Raw genomic sequence first — 15,984 nt, forward strand, 5'->3', positions numbered from 1 at the left:
ACGGGCAGCTGGGCAGGAGGGTCGTGGCCGGGGGAGGAACTCGGGCGGCCCCGTCCCGGACCAGAGGCTCCACGTGCTCCTGACCTCGGGTGGCCCCCACGCACGCTCCCGCGCATGGGGGGCCCGCTTGGTGCGTGTCCCGCGGAGGGGGACCCGCTTGTGCCTGTCGCCGTGCCTGTCGCCGTCTCAGCCGTCGAGACCGGGCCGGGCCGCCGTGCCCGGACCCGGTTCCACCGGCAGGCCCGCCGCGCGCCATGCCTGGAAACCGCCGTCCAGGTCGGTGGCGCGGTGCAGGCCGAGGCGGCGCAGGGACTCGGCCGCGAGGCTGGAGGCGTAGCCCTCGTCGCAGATCACCACGACGCGCAGGTCGTGGCCGCTCGCCTCGCGGACGCGGTGGCTGCCCGAGGGGTCGAGCCGCCACTCCAGCTCGTTGCGCTCCACGACGAGCGCGCCCGGAATCACTCCGTCGCGCTCGCGCAGCGCGGCATAGCGGATGTCGACGAGCAGCGCGCCCTCGGCGGCGGCGTCCCTGGCCTGGTGCGCGCTGAGGCGGTCGAGTCCGGTCCGTATCCGGTCGATCAGTTCGTCTATCCCGGTGGCTCCGGGCGGCGGGGTAGTGGTCACTGCCAGTCCTCCGGGCGCTCGACCTCTTCGAGGCGGAGCAGCTGCCCCGTACGGCTGTAGCGGCGCATGAGCGGCAGCGGCGGGTAGTAGGCGTGCACGGAGACGGCGTGCTCGCTGCCCGATTCGTTGAGCACCTGATGGACGTGGTGGCGCCCGAAGGCACGGCCCTCGCCCGTGGAGAGCGCGCGGTAGCGGTCGACGCCGTCCTCCAGCTCCAGCGTGCGCCAGCCCTCGGTGGGCAGCCGCACGGCGAGAGAGTCCTCGCGCAGCGTCCCCGCGGCGGTCGCGAAGGCTCCCTGCGAGCCCCCGTGATCGTGCCAGCCGGTGCCGGTTCCGGGCGGCCAGCCGATCAGCCACGCCTCGCTGCCGCCGGGGCCCTCCAGCTGTACCCAGGTGCGGTTTTCGGGATCGAGGGGGAGAGCGGCGACGAGGTCGGCGTCGGCGGCGGTGGTGGTGACGAAGTCGAGGAGTTCGGCGGGGGTCGGTCCCGCGGCGGCGGGGGCAGTGGTGCCGGCCGGGGGTGCTTCGGTGCGCGTCGCGGGAGCTGGGGCGCCGGGCGCGGGGACAGGGGTGGCGGGCGCGGTGACAGACATGTGAACCGTCCTGGGTTCGCTGAGGGTGCGCAGCGCGACGGGGGCCACGACTGGCCACGGCGCATACGCGGGGGAAGGCACGAAGAGGTGCCGGAGAAAGGGGGATTCAGCGAGGACGGCGACACACGCAGCCCGCGTAGCGCAGCAGGTCCATATGGACCCGTCGCCACAGGCGCACATCGGTGTCGGTCATGATCGGGAGTAGACCACGGCGGAGGAGTGCCGTCAATTCGCCCGTACCCGGCGGTTGATGGCGCGCGGGGGCGGGACCGGCGGCCCCACGCGCCGGTGTCCGCCCGTCACGTACCGTGCGCGCGCCCGTGCGCCCCATGCCTCTGGGCGGAGGCAAGGGGACCTTGAGGCGGGTCGCTCACTCGCTCCCCGGGCGGGTCGTGAGTCGCCGGGTCTCGGTGTCGGCGCGTGCCCCCGATGCGGCACCCTCGCGCGCGGAGGACTCGCCGCGACGGGGCGCGGGCGGCTGCTCGTGCGCCGCGGGACCGAGCGCCGGGGGGGTGCGTGCGCCGTGAGACGGCGCGTCGTCGGTACGACTGCCGTACGAGGCCTCCGTGCCGCCGTCGCGGTACGCGTCCGACCCCGACCCCGACCCGGCCCCCGACCCCGGCCGCGGTCCCGCGTCGTCGTGGAAGACGTCGCCCGGTCCCGCGTCGTCCCCGTACGCCCCACCCGGCTCCGCGCCGTACGCGCCGTCGGGGTCGTCGCCGTACGCGTCGTCCTCCGTCGCGCGGAGCCGGTCGTGCGCCGCCTCGCTCCGGCCGTTCGCCGGGTCCGCCGGTGAGCCCGCGCCTCCGAACGCCGCGTCGGCCGCCCCGTACAACGCGGCGGGCTGGACACCGTGCAGCGCGGTGACGAGGTGCCCGTCGGGCCGTACGAGGAGCACGGTGTGCGCGGCGGCACCCGGGTACCCCTCGGCGACCAGGAGTTCCGCGCGGCACGGCAGCGCGTCCACGGCGGCCGCCAGGCGCGGCATGATGCCCGCCGTACGCCAGTGCCGCGCGTCCCACACTCCGGTGCCCGGGGCGATGAGCAGGACGAGGAAGGCGCCGTGTCCCAGGCGTGCGGAGAGCGGCGTCGGCGCGCCGTCCTCACCCATCGCGAGCACGTCGGCGACCGGGGCGCCAGGCGCGGTGCCCACGGCGACCGCCGTATCGGTCACGCGCGGTGCGAGCGGCGAGCGTGCGTACGAGGGCGGGGCGCCGAGCGGGCCGTCGCCGAGGTGTGCGTCGCTCAGGAGTGACTCGTGCCCGCGCGCCGTACCGGGCACCAGCTCGCGCAGCAGTCCGCCGCCGCGCAGTATCGGCAACGACTGGTCGGCGGCGCGCAGCCGCGCGGCGACGGCGCCGAGCCGCTCGGCCTGGTAGCTGTCGAGCAACGCGGGGCCCGCTTCGTCATGCACGGCGGCGGCGAGCTTCCACGCGAGGTTGCGCACGTCGCGCAGCCCTTCGTCGAGCCCCTGTGTGCCGACCGCGCCGACCAGGTGCGCGGCATCGCCCGCGAGGAACGCGCGCTCCACGCGCCAGCTCCGCGCGAGCCTGTGGTGGACCGTGTACACGCCGGTGTCGAGGAGTTCGTACGGAGGTGTCCCGCCCCCGCACCAGCCGGCCAGCGTCTCCCGCACCCGCGCCACGAGCGCGTCAGGCGTGACCAGGTCGCCCTCGGCGGGCAGCAGCCAGTCGAGGCGCCACACGCCGTCCGGCAGCGGACGCGCGGCGATCTCCGGGCTCGCGCCGCGCCACGGCGGCGAACGGTGCAACAGCGCCTCGCCGGGGTGCGGCAGCTCCGCGCGCAGCGCGGCGACCGCGTGGCGTTCGAGGCCCGAACGCCCGGGGAAACGGACGCCGATGAGCTTCCGCACCGTGGAGCGCGCCCCGTCGCAGCCGACGACATGGCTGCCACGCCACCAGTTGCCCCCCGCACCGCGGGTGCGCACCGTCACGCCGTCCGCGTCCTGTTCCAGTGCGACGACGCGGCTGTCGGCGACGAGCGTCACGAGCGGCGAACCGACGAGCGCGCGGCGCAGCGCCACGACGAGCGCGTGCTGCGGGAGGTGCGACGGGGCGGCGAAGGGTTCTCCCGCACGCGACCTGGCGCCGCCCGCCGCGACGCCACCCTCGCCGAAGACGACGTGCCGCACCGTTTGCTTGCGACGCGTCAGCCGCCACCCGGACCACCGGGTTCCGGCTGCGGGGGCATCGCCCTGCGTGACCGGCGACGCGGCGGGGAGCGCGGTGCGCGCGGCCGCGCGCGAGCCCGGTGCGCGCGGCTCGGCACGAGTGGGCGCGGCACCCGGGGCGTCCGTCGGCGCGGAGAGCACGACGCCGGTCAGCTGTTCCAGCCAGTTCGCCGTGTCGGCGCGCAGCACCGCCGTACGCGCGAGGCGTTCCTCGTCCTTCCACGAGCCCTCGTCGAGGACGACGCAGGGCACGTCGTGCCGTGTCAGGGCCAGGGCGAGCGCGAGACCGACCGGCCCGGCGCCCACCACGATCACCGGTTCCACGGCAGCGCTCCGGTGCGGGCCCGGGAGGGGGAGGCTTCGGTGATGCGTGCGAGTGGAAACCGGTGGGTGATCACAGACCGTATGCAACCTATTGCGGGTGCCCGCGTCAAGCGAAGCACCCCCGGGCGCGCGGGGCACGGACCCGGTGGCGGCCCCGCCGGGCGCGACGACGGTCCGGCCCGGGCGCGGCGTCGGCGCGGCGAGGGCGCGCGGGGGAGCACGTACGGGGAACGATCGCCGCGGTGGTGCGGTGCGGGGGCACGTACGGAGGCTGACGCCGCCCGCCGCCCGCCGCCCGCCGCCCGCCGCCCGCCGCCCGCCGCCCGCCGCCCGCCGCCCGCCGCCCGCCGCCCAGGCCCCGCCCCGCCGCGCAGGCGCCGCCCCGCCGCCCAGGCACCGGGCCTCCGCGCGCCGGGTGCCACCGCCCGGCGCAGGAGCCCAGGCGGCGTCGTGCTCTCACGCACAAAGACGGGACGAAAGCCCCCCAAGGCTCTCGTCCCGTCCTCTTGTGCGCGTCCGCGTCGCGTGCCCCGCCGCCGACGGGGCACCCGTCGCGGGAGACCGGAGCCTCCCGCGTGCGGGCCGCGAGACCCGGGTGTACCGGGAGTCTGTGACAGCGGGTCAGTTGTCGGCCTTCACCGGCCGGACGCCCGTCGTACCGCCACCGCCGGTGTCCACCGTGGTGGCGCTCAGGACCGCGCCGGTGGACTTCTTGCCGGCGCGCAGACGCTTCTCCAGCCACGTCGCGAAGCTCGTCAGCGTGAAGTTGACGATGATGTAGATCACCGCGACCACGGTGAAGCACGCGATGGTGTTGGCGCCGTAGGCGGCCGAGAGGGGGCGCACCGAGGCGAGCAGTTCGCTGAAGGTGAGCACAGAGCCGCCGAGCGCAGTGTCCTTCACGACCACGACGAGCTGGCTCACGATCGCGGGCAGCATCGCGGTGATCGACTGCGGCAGCAGGATCGACCGCATGATCTGCCCCTTGCGGAGCCCGATCGCCTGCGCGGCCTCGGTCTGACCCTTCGGAAGCGAGAGGATGCCGGCCCGGACGATCTCGGCGAGCACCGAGGCGTTGTAGAGCACGAGGCCGGTGACAACGGCGTAGAGCGGCCGGTCATCCGTGTTGATCGAGGTGTACTCGGCGAACAGCGCGAGCGAGACGATCATCAGGATCAGCACGGGGATCGAGCGGAAGAACTCGATCACCACCGCGGCGGGCACCCGCAGCCATGCGTGATCCGAGAGGCGGGCGATGCCGAATATCGCGCCGAGCGGCAGCGCGATGACCATCGATATCGCCGCGGCGAGGAGCGTGTGCCAGAGCCCGGGCAGCAGGTAGGTCGTCCACGCCTGGCTGTCGGTGAGGAACGGCTTCCACTTGATCCAGTCGAGCTGATGCTTCTCGTTCAGCTTGACGACGACCCACCACACGACGAGGGCCGCGACGATGACGAACAGGGTCGAGTAGAGGATGTTGCGCCGCTTGGCCCGGGGGCCGGGGGCGTCGAAGAGAACCGAGGTCATCGCTTGATCGCCACCTTCTTGCTGACCCAGCCGAGAATGAGACCGGTGGGGAGTGTGAGCACGACGAAGCCGAAGGCGAAGACGAGCGCGATCAGGATGAGCTGTGCCTCGTTCTCGATCATCTCCTTCATCAGCAGCGCGGCCTCGGCCACGCCGATCGCCGCGGCGACGGTCGTGTTCTTCGTGAGCGCGATGAGGACGTTGGCGAGCGGGTTGACGACCGACCGGAACGCCTGCGGAAGGATGATCAGCGTCAGGACCTGACGGAAATTCAGCCCCAGGGCGCGTGCGGCTTCGGCCTGGCCCATCGGGACGGTGTTGATGCCTGAACGGACCGCCTCGCACACGAAAGTGGACGTGTAGAGGATGAATCCGAGCACTGCGAGGCGGAAGTTGATCGCCGTGAAGTCGCTCGCGCCCAGGTCGATGTTGAGTGTCTGGAACAGGCCGAGCGAGGTGAAGACGATGATCACCGTGAGCGGGATGTTCCGCACGATGTTGATGTAACCGGTGGCGAAGCCACGCATCAGGGGGACGGGCCCGACCCGCATGGCGGCGAGCACGGTGCCCCAGATCAGGGAGCCCACGGCGGAGAGAGCGGTGAGTTTCACCGTCGTCCAGAACGCCCCGAGCAGGTCGTAACCCTCAAGAAAGTCGAACACGATCTCCCGTGCTTCCACGCGGGGGATGGGTCCGGTGCGCGGTCGTCACCGTCCGCGCACCGTCCGCACCCCGACTACTGTCCCGCGCGGTCCCCGCCCGCCGCCGTGCGGAAGCGGGCGGGGAAGCACGCGAGCTGTCATCTGGCGAAGCGTTGTCGCTTACTTCTTGACGTCGCCGATCGCCGGGGCGGGCTCGTTCTTGTAGTTCGCCGGACCGAAGTTGTCCTGGACCGCCTTGTCCCAGGACTTGTCCTCGACCATCTTCGTCAGGGCGTCGTTGATCTTGTCCTTCAGGTCGCTGCCCTTCTTGACGCCGATGCCGTAGTTCTCGTTCGTCATCTTGAAGCCGGCGAGCTTGAACTTGCCCTGGAACTCCTTCTGCGCGGCGTAGCCCGCGAGGATGGAGTCGTCCGTGGTGAGGGCGTCGACGGCCTTGTTCTCCAGGCCGGTGAGGCACTCGGAGTAGCCGCCGTACTCCAGGAGCTTGGCCTTCGGGGCCAGCTCCTTCTTGATGTTCTGGGCGGAGGTCGAGCCGCTGACCGAACACAGCTTCTTGCTGTTCAGGTCCTTCGGGTCCTTGATGCCGCTCTCGTCCGAGCGGACCAGGATGTCCTGGTGGGCGAGGAGGTACGGGCCCGCGAAGTCGACCTTCGCCTCACGCTCGTCGGTGATCGAGTACGAGGCGGCGATGAAGTCCACGTCGCCGCGCTCCAGCATCGTCTCGCGGTCGGCGCTCTTCGCTTCCTTCCACACGATCTGGTTCGTCTTGTAGCCGAGGGCCTTGGCGACGTACGTGGCGACGTCGACGTCGAAGCCGGCGTACTTGCCGCTCGGCAGCTTCTGGCCGAGACCCGGCTGGTCGAACTTGATCCCGATGGTGATCTTCTTGCCGCCCCCGGAGCCCGAACCCTTGTCGTCGTCGTTCTTGCCACAGGCGCTCGCGGCGAGGCCGACGGTGAGGACCACGGCGACGGCGGCGGAAACCTTACGGAACTTCATGGTGAGTCCTTCGATAACGGTCGATCGTGATCGACGGCGGATCGGAATCGGTGGAACGGCGGTCGCGGGTACGGGCCTGGGGACGCCCGGCGACCTGCGCGGCGCACGCCCCGGCGAACGGCCGGGACGGGCGGAGGCGCGCTGGTGCCTGTGGGGGAGACGCGGGATGTCTGTCGTGGGTGTCCGGCGAACTCGCGCGTGCTCCAGGCCGGTGGAGGCCCAGTGGCGAAGATCGCTCAGCGCCGGATGACGCTCAGCGCCGGATGACGCTCAGCGCCGGATGACGCTCAGCGCCGGGGAGCGCTCAGTGCTGGAGGATCTTCGACAGGAAGTCCTTGGCCCGGTCACTGCGCGGGGCACTGAAGAACTTGTCGGGAGTCGCCTCCTCCACGATGCGGCCGTCGGCCATGAAGACCACGCGGTTCGCCGCGGAGCGGGCGAAGCCCATCTCGTGCGTGACGACCACCATCGTCATGCCCTCCTGGGCCAGCTGCTGCATGACCTCCAGGACCTCGTTGATCATCTCCGGGTCGAGCGCGGAGGTCGGCTCGTCGAAGAGCATGATCTTGGGGTCCATCGCCAGCGCCCGCGCGATGGCGACGCGCTGCTGCTGACCACCGGAGAGCTGCGCCGGGTACTTGTCGGCCTGCGAACCGACCCCCACCCGGTCGAGCAGCTGCCGCGCCTTCTCCTCCGCGGCCCCTTTCTCGGCCTTGCGCACCTTCACCTGCCCCAGCATCACGTTCTGGAGCACGGTCTTGTGGGCGAACAAGTTGAACGACTGGAAGACCATGCCCACATCGGCGCGCAGCTTGGCCAGTTCCTTGCCCTCCTGCGGCAGGGGCAGGCCGTCGATGGTGATGGCACCGTCGTCGATCGTCTCCAGGCGGTTGATGGTGCGGCACAGCGTGGACTTCCCGGACCCGGAGGGACCGATCACCACGACGACCTCGCCACGCCCGATCGTCAGATCGATGTCCTGAAGCACATGGAGTGCGCCGAAGTGCTTGTTCACCTTGCTCAGGACCACCAGGTCCTCGCTCGTGGGCGCGGCGTCCTTCGACACCGATACTGCGGTCATCGGCTCACAACTCCGTCCTCCTCGGTTGGGTGGACCCTAGTGAGCACGTGCGAGCACCGTCAGCACATCTGAGCGGAACTTGAGCATCACGATCCGGGATCGTCCGCGCACGTCGCGTGCCTGTCGCGTCACCCCCTCGTACCGGCTGGATAACGGAACGCGCCCGAACCCCGAACCCCCTTGACGCATGCCGGGCGGATCGGAGTACATGCCAAAGCGCCCCGCGCGCTCCCGCCCGTACCGCCCGCGTGCTCCGCGCCCGCGGGAACCGGCCACGGCGCGGGTCGCGTGCGTACCAGCACACCCGGCCCCGGTGGGGCGCGGGCGGCCCCAGCCGACGGAGGTGACGGACGGTGAGACTGCTGCTCGTGGAGGACGACAACCATGTCGCCGCCGCGCTCTCCGCCGTACTGGCCCGTCACGGCCTGCGGGTGACGCACGCCCGCAACGGCGAGGACGCCCTGCGCGCCCTGCTCCCCGGCGAGGAGCAGGAGGAGCCCTACGCCGTCGTCCTCCTCGACCTGGGACTTCCCGACCAGGACGGCTACGAGGTCTGCGGAAAGATACGTACGCGCTCCGCCGTACCCGTCATCATGGTCACCGCGCGCGCCGACGTCCGCTCCCGTATCCACGGACTCAACCTCGGCGCCGACGACTATGTCGTCAAGCCGTACGACACGAGGGAACTCCTCGCCCGCATCCACGCCGTCGCCCGCCGGACCCACTCCAGCGCGTCCGAGCCGGGGACGACCGCGCTCGGCCCGGTCCGCCTCGCCCCGGAGACCCGCGAGGTGAGCGTCCACGGGGAACCGGTCCAGCTCACCCGCAAGGAGTTCGATCTCCTCGCCCTCCTCGCCCAGCGTCCCGGCGTCGTCTACCGCCGCGAACAGATCATCAGCGAGGTGTGGCGCACGAGTTGGGAGGGGACGGGGCGCACCCTGGAGGTCCATGTCGCCTCGCTCCGCGCCAAGATCGGGGTGCCGGCCCTCATCGAGACCGTGCGCGGCGTGGGGTACAAGCTCGTCGTCCCCGGCGCCTAGCGGGTCCAGGTGCGCACCAGGCTCCTTCCCCTGCTCATCATCCTGCTCGCGGGGGTCCTGCTCGCCCTCGGCTTCCCGCTCGCCATCAGCATGGCCGCGGGGGAGCAGCAGAAGGTCATCGTCGACCGCATCGACGACTCCGCGCGGTTCGCCTCGCTCGCCCAGTTCGTCAACACCGACGGCGGCGGTGCGGGCGCGACCGTCGAGGACGCCGAACGCAGCGCCACGCTCGACACCGAACTCGGGCGCTACTACCGCCTCTACGGCATCCGCGTCGGCGTCTTCGACCGCCTCGGCGAGCCCTTCGCGACCGCCCCGCACAACTGGCACCTGCCATCCGCGCAGGCGGACACCCTCCTCCCCGGCACCACCACCCTCTCCCCGGGACCCGACGCTTCCGCCGCGCCGGAGCCCACCGCCTCCGTCCACAGCCGTACGGAGCCGGACCAGGACGCGGGCCAGGAGGCGCGCTCCGCCTACGACGAGGCCCTCAACGGCCGCCGCAGCCCCGACCCGGAGCAGGTGTGGCCCTGGCAGACGAGCCGGCGCCTCGTCGTGGCCTCGCCGGTGATAAGAGACGGTGATGTCATCGCGGTCGTCGTCACCGACTCCCCGACCGGCGCCCTGCGCTCGCGCACCCTTGAGAAATGGCTCCTCGTCGCCGCGGGCGAAGGCGCCGCCATGCTCCTCGCGCTCGGCGCGGCCCTGCGCCTGACAGGCTGGGTGCTGCGCCCCGTCCGTGTCCTGGACGCCACGACCCACGACATCGCCACCGGCAGGCTCAAGTCGCGCGTGGCCCCCACCGGCGGCCCGCCCGAACTCCGCCGCCTCGCCACCTCCTTCAACGAGATGGCCGACAACGTCGAGAGTGTCCTCGAACAACAACGTGCCTTCGTCGCCGATGCCTCGCACCAACTCCGCAACCCCCTTTCCGCACTCCTGCTCCGTATCGAACTCCTCGCCCTCGAACTCCCCGAGGACAACGAAGAAGTCGCCTCCGTCCGCACCGAGGGCCAACGCCTCGCCCGGGTGCTCGACGACCTCCTCGGCCTCGCCCTCGCCGAGCACTCCGAGGCCGATCTCTCACTCACCGACATCGGCGCCCTCGCCCGGGAGCGCCTCGCCTCCTGGCGGCCCCTCGCCGAGGAGAAAGGCGTCCGGCTCTCCGGAACCTGTCCCGCCGTCACCGGCTGGGCCGACCCCATCGCCCTCTCCAGCGCCCTCGACGCCGTGCTCGACAACGCCCTCAAGTTCACCCCCGCCGGTGCCGCCGTGGAGCTGTCGGTGGAGGCCAGGCCCGGCGAGGTCGTCATCACCGTCACGGACGAGGGCCCCGGGCTCACCGACGAGGAACTCGGCCGTATCGGCGACCGCTTCTGGCGCAGCAACCGTCACCAGAACATCCACGGCTCCGGCCTCGGCCTCTCCATCACCCGCGCCCTCCTCGAAGCCGGTGGCGGTGCCCTGGAGTACCGCCATCACAGCCCGCACGGTCTCAGCGCCGACCTCGTCATCCCCCGCAACCGCCCGGCCGGCACGGGACCGCTGACGGGCGAGTTGAACGAGTAGCGGGCGAACAGCGAGGAACGGCACCGACCGGGCTGTGCGAGGCGAAGAGGCCGCTTCCCCCGAGGCCGCCGCCCCCGCGTCCCGCCCTCGCTGCCCCGCGCTTCGCGCCCGAAGCCACTGCCCCCGCGTCCCGCCCTCGCTGCCCCCGCGTCCGGCCTCGTCGCTCACGGCGACATGAGGCGTCGCGTCAGGAGGCCACCGGCACAGGGCCCGCACACCGCGCCGTCACGCCGCCGCCTGGACGCCCCGGTGCCACGAGGTCACCCCGTCCCGGGCCCCGGCGTCACGAGTTCATGGCTTCACCGAGCGGTAGTACTGCTGCGCACCGTCGTGCAGTTCGAGGGGGTCCGTGTAGATCGCCGTACGCAGATCGACCTTCTGCGCCGCGTGCACCTGCTGGCCTATGCCGTCGCGGCTGGCGATGACCGTCCGCGTGACTCCCTCCGTCAGGTCCGGATCCAGGGAATCCCGGGTGACCAGCAGATTCGCGACCGCGAGTGTCATCACGGTGCCGTCGTTGTGCGCGGCGGGGTAGGCGTCGCGCGGCATCACGGCCGTCCGGTAGAAGCGCCCTTCCCCGCCCGCGTGCCGCACGGCGTCCACGAGGTCCCCGAGCGGTACGAACCGCACGGGAAAGCTCTCGGACAACTGGCGCACCGAGACCGTCGGCAGGCCGCCCGACCAGAAGAAGGCGTCGATCTTCCCGCGTTTCAGCTGTTCGTTCATCTTGTCGATGCCGATGCCCACCGGGGTGACGTCGTGCTCCGGATCGAGGCCCGCCTTCGTGAGCAGGCGGTCCGCTATCAACCGCACCCCCGATCCCACCTGCCCCACAGCGACCCGCTTGCCCCGAAGATCGCCGACCGTGTGGATGCCGGAGGACTCGGCGACGACGAGTTGCAGGTAGTCGTCGTACAACCGCGCGCAGCCGCGCAGAGTCTCCGCCCCCTCGCCCCCGTCCTCCCGGTACTTCTCGACGGCGTCGGCGGCCGCGATGGTGAAGTCCGCCTTCCCCGTCGCCACCCGCGCCACGTTCTGCTGCGAGCCCTCGCTCGCGCGCAACTCCATCCGCACACCCGGCAGATCCCGGTCCACCGCGTGCTTGAGGAGTTCCCCGTACTTCTCGTAGACGCCCGAACTCACTCCGGTGCTGAACACCACCGTCCCGCGCGGCTGCGTATTGCCGAGGGGCAGCAGCCACCACAGCAGCAGCCCGATCACGACGGCGCACACCGCAGCGCCGCCGAGCACCGTGCCCCGGCCGAACCGGGAGAGGAACGTGGTCATGGCGACGATCCTGCCAGTCACACAGCGTGAACACCAGGGGATGCGGCAGAGATCAGGGATGCCTCAGGGTTCGCCCTGAGACCGCTCTCAGGGATGTCCCCGGGAGGGGACTCGGGGACATCCCTGAAAGAACCCTGAGCCGATGCCCCGCCCAGCTCAGGGTTCCGCCCCGTGCGGGCCCGGGCCCGCTCCCGGCCCGCACCGCCGCTTCCCAGTGCTCCCAAGGCCCCCGCCCGCCCCGCCCACCGCGCGCCCGGCCTCCTCCGCCCTCGGGGTCGCCCGTGGCGTCCCTCCCACCGGCGGTCGGCGGCTTCTCCCCGCTCGCCTACCCTTGTCCGCATGAGCAGCAGCGACCGGAGCCCCGTGGTGGACGTTCAGCAGGCCGGGACACAGGCCAGGACATACGAGATCCGCACCTACGGATGTCAGATGAACGTGCACGACTCGGAACGGCTCGCCGGCCTCCTGGAGGGTGCCGGATACGTGCGCGCCCCCGAGAGCGCGGGAGACGGCGACGCGGACGTCGTCGTCTTCAACACCTGCGCGGTGCGCGAGAACGCCGACAACCGCCTCTACGGCAACCTCGGCCGCCTCGCCCCGAAGAAGACCGAGCGGCCCGGCATGCAGATCGCCGTCGGTGGCTGCCTCGCGCAGAAGGACCGGCAGACCATCGTCGACCGGGCCCCCTGGGTCGACGTCGTCTTCGGCACGCACAACATCGGCAAGCTCCCCGTCCTCCTCGAACGCGCCCGCGTCCAGGAGGAGGCCCAGGTCGAGATCGCCGAGTCCCTGGAGGCCTTCCCCTCCACGCTGCCGACCCGCCGCGAATCCGCCTATGCCGCCTGGGTCTCCGTCTCCGTCGGCTGCAACAACACCTGCACCTTCTGCATCGTCCCCGCCCTGCGCGGCAAGGAGAAGGACCGCAGGCCGGGCGACATCCTGGCCGAGGTCGAGGCGCTCGTCGCCGAGGGCGTCAGCGAGATCACCCTCCTCGGCCAGAACGTGAACGCCTACGGCAGCGACATCGGTGACCGCGAGGCGTTCAGCAAACTGCTGCGCGCCTGCGGCGGAATCGAGGGCCTGGAGCGGGTCCGTTTCACGTCCCCGCACCCGCGCGACTTCACTGACGACGTCATCGCCGCTATGGCCGAGACCCCGAACGTGATGCCCCAGCTGCACATGCCGCTCCAGTCCGGTTCGGACACCGTGCTGCGCGCGATGCGCCGCTCGTACCGCCAGGACCGCTACCTCGGCATCATCGAGAAGGTCCGCGCCGCGATCCCCGACGCGGCGATCAGCACCGACATCATCGTGGGCTTCCCCGGTGAGACGGAGGAGGACTTCGAGCAGACCCTGCACGTCGTGCGCGAGGCCCGTTTCGCGGCGGCCTTCACCTTCCAGTACTCGAAGCGCCCAGGCACCCCGGCCGCCGAGATGGAGAACCAGATCCCCAAGGCGGTCGTCCAGGAGCGCTACGAACGCCTGGTGGCACTCCAGGAGGAGATCTCCTGGGAGGAGAACAAGAAGCAGGTCGGACGCACCCTGGACGTCATGGTCGCCGAGGGCGAGGGGCGCAAGGACGGCGCCACCCACCGGCTTTCGGGGCGCGCCCCCGACAACCGCCTCGTCCACTTCACCAAGCCGCAGGAAGCCGTACGACCAGGAGACGTCGTCACGGTCGACATCACCTACGCGGCTCCCCACCACCTCCTCGCCGAGGGCACTCCGCGCGGCGTCAGGCGAACCCGCGCTGGCGACGCCTGGGAGAAGCGCACGACTGCCGAGACCGCCAAGCCTGCCGGTGTCATGCTGGGCCTCCCGACGATCGGCGCCCCGGCCCCCCAGCCGGCCGCCGCGGCCGCGCAGGGCTGCGGTTGCGACTGACCGCTCCGGTGGGCCTTCGCGGGAGGGACCGGGTCCGCTCGGCCCCGACCGGCACGGCGGCGTGGACCCGTGCGCGCGGGTGGGCGCAGGGCCGCGACGGCGGTCACGCGGAGCTGCGGTAGGCGGCCCGACGCCACGCGGCGGTGCCACCTTCCCCCCCCACGCCCGGACCCGCCGCGCACTGCCCGGACGGCCCTGTGCCCTCGCCCGCCCGACCCGCCGAGGCACTCAGGCCGCCCCGTCGGCCCAGGCCCAGGCCCCGGCCCCGGCCTCGCACCGCCCCGCCCGCCCCCGCACGCGTTACGCTGCCGATCATGCTTGTCGCCGCAGCCGTCTGCCCGTGTCCTCCGTTGCTGGTTCCCCGGATCGCTGCGGGAGCCGCGGCGGAACTCGACGGGCTACGCGCAGCCTGCGCCGACGCGCTCGCGGTGCTGGCCGCGTCCCGGCCCGATCGGCTCGTCGTCGTCGGGCCGGCGGAGGGCGCGGGGGCCGAGCGCCACGGTGAGGGGGCGCACGGTGGTTTCCACGGTTTCGGGGTGCCCGTGAACGTACGGCTCGCCCGGGCGGGACAGCCTCAGCCACCCACGAGGGATGACACTCCCGCGCTCCCCGCCTCTCTCGCCGTGGGTGCCTGGCTGCTGGAGGAGGCCGCCTGGGCGGCGGCGCCCGTCTCCGGGCTCGCGGTCGGCGAGGAGAGCGGTACCGGGGAGTGCCTCGCCCTCGGCGAGTCACTGCGTGTTCCCCACGAGCGCCTCGCGGTGCTGGCTCTCGGCGACGGGAGCACGACCCGCACGGTGAAGGCCCCCGGTTACCTGGACGAGCGGGCCGCCCCCTGGGACGCCGCGGTCGCGAAAGCCCTCGCCGACGCGGACACCGAGGCCCTCGCCGGACTCGACCCCGTCGTCGCCCACCGGCTCGGCTGCGCCGGGCGTGCCCCCTGGCAGGTGCTCGCCGGTGCCGCGCGCGGCGCGGACCTCAAGGGCAGCCTGCTGCACGAGGACGCCCCGTACGGAGTCGGCTACTTCGTCGCCGCGTGGTCCTGAGCGACGTCCGTACCCATCGAGGCGGCGCACGGCCGGAGCGGCTCGCCCCCGCCCGGTGGGCTGGTACGTGCGGGGACGGGTCCGCCCCGGCCCGTACCAGCCTCAACCGGTCCTGTGCGGCGGGCGGGCCCGCAGGACGCCCGTCCGGCGTCCGCCACGCGGACCTCAGCCTCTCGACGAGTCGGGCGGCTGCTGCGAGCCGCCGCTCCCTTCGTCGCCTTCCTTCTTGCCCATGCGGTCGACGGCGCCCTTGGCCTTGTCCGTGCCCGACTGGATGCGGTCGGAGTACTTGCCCTTCGTGCGCTCGTCCACGGTCTTCGCGGCCTTGTCGAGACCGTCGCCGATCCTGCCGCCGTGCTGCTGGGCGAGATCGGCGACCTTGTCCTTCGCGGGGGACAGACGCGCCCGGATGTTGTCGATGAAACCCATGTGGGGTCCCTCCTCGCCGGAAACCGGGAAGTGGGCGCCCCGCGCGGAGCGCCTACTGCTGGCTTACTACGGATCGGCCGCGCGCGCCTGTCGGGCCCCCGGGCCGGTGGTCCGTCCCGGAGGGCTCGACAGGCGCGCGGAGTCCCGCTCGCGCGCTCAGTGACGTGCGTGGTCGGCGGCCTCGCGTTCGGCGGCCTCGTCGACCGACTGCTGCTTGGGGATGCCGCCCTCGGCGGTCTCGCCGTCGTCCGCGCCGGTGGCGGCGGCAGGGCCCGCTTCCTCGGTGGCCGCGCCATCGGCCGCCTTCGCTGCGGGGACCGCGCCGTCCGCCCTCGTACCGGCACCCTCGTCGTCCGGGGCGGCCTCGGCCGGGACCGCGGCCTTCGCTTCCGGCTCGACGGCGTCCGTCGCGGTCTTCGCGCCAACGGCCTCCGTACCGGCGGTCTCGGCAGCGGCAGCCTTCGGGTCGGCGGTCTCCGCCCCGGCGGTCTCCGCCCCTGGCGTGTCCGCTCCGGGGGCCTCCGCACCCCCCGCCCCGGCTTCTTCGGCCGCCCGGGCGGCCTCCTCCTGCAAGATTGACGCGGGATCGGTCGCCTGCGGCTTGCGGCGGAGGAAGGAGAAGAGGCCCATCGAGTGCTCCAAGGGACAGGTGGTGACAAGTGGATACGGGTGAGGGCGGCGCGACGACTGCGCGCGGCCACGGCCCCGGGGGCCCGCGACCGACGGTCGGG

Annotated in this window: 15 protein-coding genes; 4 read left to right on the top strand and 11 right to left on the bottom strand. The window is 72.4% G+C overall.

Annotation, left to right across the window (positions count from 1 at the left end):
- Positions 1–186: 186 nt before the first annotated feature.
- The 8 genes from ACQYWQ_RS23515 to ACQYWQ_RS23550 form a co-directional block, all read right to left on the bottom strand.
- The gene (locus ACQYWQ_RS23515) at positions 187–624 is read right to left on the bottom strand and encodes a rhodanese-like domain-containing protein (protein WP_431037249.1); all 438 of its coding nucleotides are present in this window, start codon (positions 622–624) and stop codon (positions 187–189) included.
- Entirely contained in the window at positions 621–1,217 is a 597-nt protein-coding gene (locus ACQYWQ_RS23520; protein WP_431037250.1) for a cysteine dioxygenase, read from the bottom strand. The genes ACQYWQ_RS23515 and ACQYWQ_RS23520 overlap by 4 nt, the downstream gene beginning before the upstream one ends.
- A gap of 106 nt (positions 1,218–1,323) precedes the next feature.
- Positions 1,324–1,548: a putative leader peptide gene (locus ACQYWQ_RS23525; RefSeq protein WP_431039313.1), complete on the bottom strand. Its 225-nt coding sequence runs from the start codon at positions 1,546–1,548 to the stop codon at positions 1,324–1,326.
- A 39-nt stretch (positions 1,549–1,587) separates the two neighbouring features.
- Complete coding sequence (locus ACQYWQ_RS23530; RefSeq protein WP_431037251.1) at positions 1,588–3,732, bottom strand: FAD-dependent monooxygenase; 2,145 nt, start codon at positions 3,730–3,732, stop codon at positions 1,588–1,590.
- A 621-nt stretch (positions 3,733–4,353) separates the two neighbouring features.
- Positions 4,354–5,259 carry an amino acid ABC transporter permease gene (locus ACQYWQ_RS23535; RefSeq protein WP_431037253.1) on the bottom strand — a complete coding sequence of 302 codons (906 nt, stop codon included), beginning with the start codon at positions 5,257–5,259 and terminating at the stop codon, positions 4,354–4,356.
- Positions 5,256–5,921: an amino acid ABC transporter permease gene (locus tag ACQYWQ_RS23540; protein WP_431039314.1), complete on the bottom strand. Its 666-nt coding sequence runs from the start codon at positions 5,919–5,921 to the stop codon at positions 5,256–5,258. The genes ACQYWQ_RS23535 and ACQYWQ_RS23540 overlap by 4 nt, the downstream gene beginning before the upstream one ends.
- A gap of 159 nt (positions 5,922–6,080) precedes the next feature.
- Positions 6,081–6,920, bottom strand: coding sequence for a glutamate ABC transporter substrate-binding protein (locus tag ACQYWQ_RS23545; protein WP_431037254.1), 840 nt, complete (start codon positions 6,918–6,920; stop codon positions 6,081–6,083).
- A 304-nt stretch (positions 6,921–7,224) separates the two neighbouring features.
- On the bottom strand, positions 7,225–8,001 hold the full coding sequence (locus ACQYWQ_RS23550; RefSeq protein ID WP_431037255.1) for an amino acid ABC transporter ATP-binding protein: 777 nt from the start codon (positions 7,999–8,001) through the stop codon (positions 7,225–7,227).
- Between the two features lie 353 nt (positions 8,002–8,354).
- Between ACQYWQ_RS23550 and ACQYWQ_RS23555 the strand changes: the two genes are divergently transcribed.
- Together ACQYWQ_RS23555 and ACQYWQ_RS23560 are read left to right on the top strand one after the other, a co-directional pair.
- The gene (locus ACQYWQ_RS23555) at positions 8,355–9,041 is read left to right on the top strand and encodes a response regulator transcription factor (protein ID WP_431037256.1); all 687 of its coding nucleotides are present in this window, start codon (positions 8,355–8,357) and stop codon (positions 9,039–9,041) included.
- A gap of 9 nt (positions 9,042–9,050) precedes the next feature.
- Entirely contained in the window at positions 9,051–10,610 is a 1,560-nt protein-coding gene (locus tag ACQYWQ_RS23560) for a sensor histidine kinase (protein ID WP_431037257.1), read from the top strand.
- A 291-nt stretch (positions 10,611–10,901) separates the two neighbouring features.
- On the opposite strand, the gene ACQYWQ_RS23565 is transcribed toward ACQYWQ_RS23560, so the two are convergent.
- Positions 10,902–11,897, bottom strand: coding sequence for a TAXI family TRAP transporter solute-binding subunit (locus tag ACQYWQ_RS23565; protein ID WP_431037258.1), 996 nt, complete (start codon positions 11,895–11,897; stop codon positions 10,902–10,904).
- 339 nt (positions 11,898–12,236) lie between these two features.
- Here ACQYWQ_RS23565 and miaB point away from each other — a divergent pair, with 339 nt between their 5' ends.
- Both miaB and ACQYWQ_RS23575 read left to right on the top strand, forming a co-directional pair.
- The gene (gene miaB, locus ACQYWQ_RS23570) at positions 12,237–13,781 is read left to right on the top strand and encodes a tRNA (N6-isopentenyl adenosine(37)-C2)-methylthiotransferase MiaB (protein ID WP_431037259.1); all 1,545 of its coding nucleotides are present in this window, start codon (positions 12,237–12,239) and stop codon (positions 13,779–13,781) included.
- A gap of 314 nt (positions 13,782–14,095) precedes the next feature.
- Positions 14,096–14,824 (top strand): class III extradiol dioxygenase subunit B-like domain-containing protein, encoded by a 729-nt coding sequence (locus ACQYWQ_RS23575; RefSeq protein WP_431037261.1) that lies wholly within the window; start codon positions 14,096–14,098, stop codon positions 14,822–14,824.
- A 165-nt stretch (positions 14,825–14,989) separates the two neighbouring features.
- Here the strand turns inward: ACQYWQ_RS23575 and ACQYWQ_RS23580 are convergent, their stop codons facing one another.
- Together ACQYWQ_RS23580 and ACQYWQ_RS23585 are read right to left on the bottom strand one after the other, a co-directional pair.
- Positions 14,990–15,253, bottom strand: a complete 264-nt coding sequence (locus ACQYWQ_RS23580; RefSeq protein WP_431037262.1) for an antitoxin — start codon at positions 15,251–15,253, stop codon at positions 14,990–14,992.
- A 156-nt stretch (positions 15,254–15,409) separates the two neighbouring features.
- Entirely contained in the window at positions 15,410–15,883 is a 474-nt protein-coding gene (locus ACQYWQ_RS23585) for a hypothetical protein (RefSeq protein ID WP_431037264.1), read from the bottom strand.
- Positions 15,884–15,984: the final 101 nt, after the last annotated feature.

This window comes from Streptomyces sp. P6-2-1, assembly GCF_050613165.1.
Classification (GTDB): domain Bacteria; phylum Actinomycetota; class Actinomycetes; order Streptomycetales; family Streptomycetaceae; genus Streptomyces.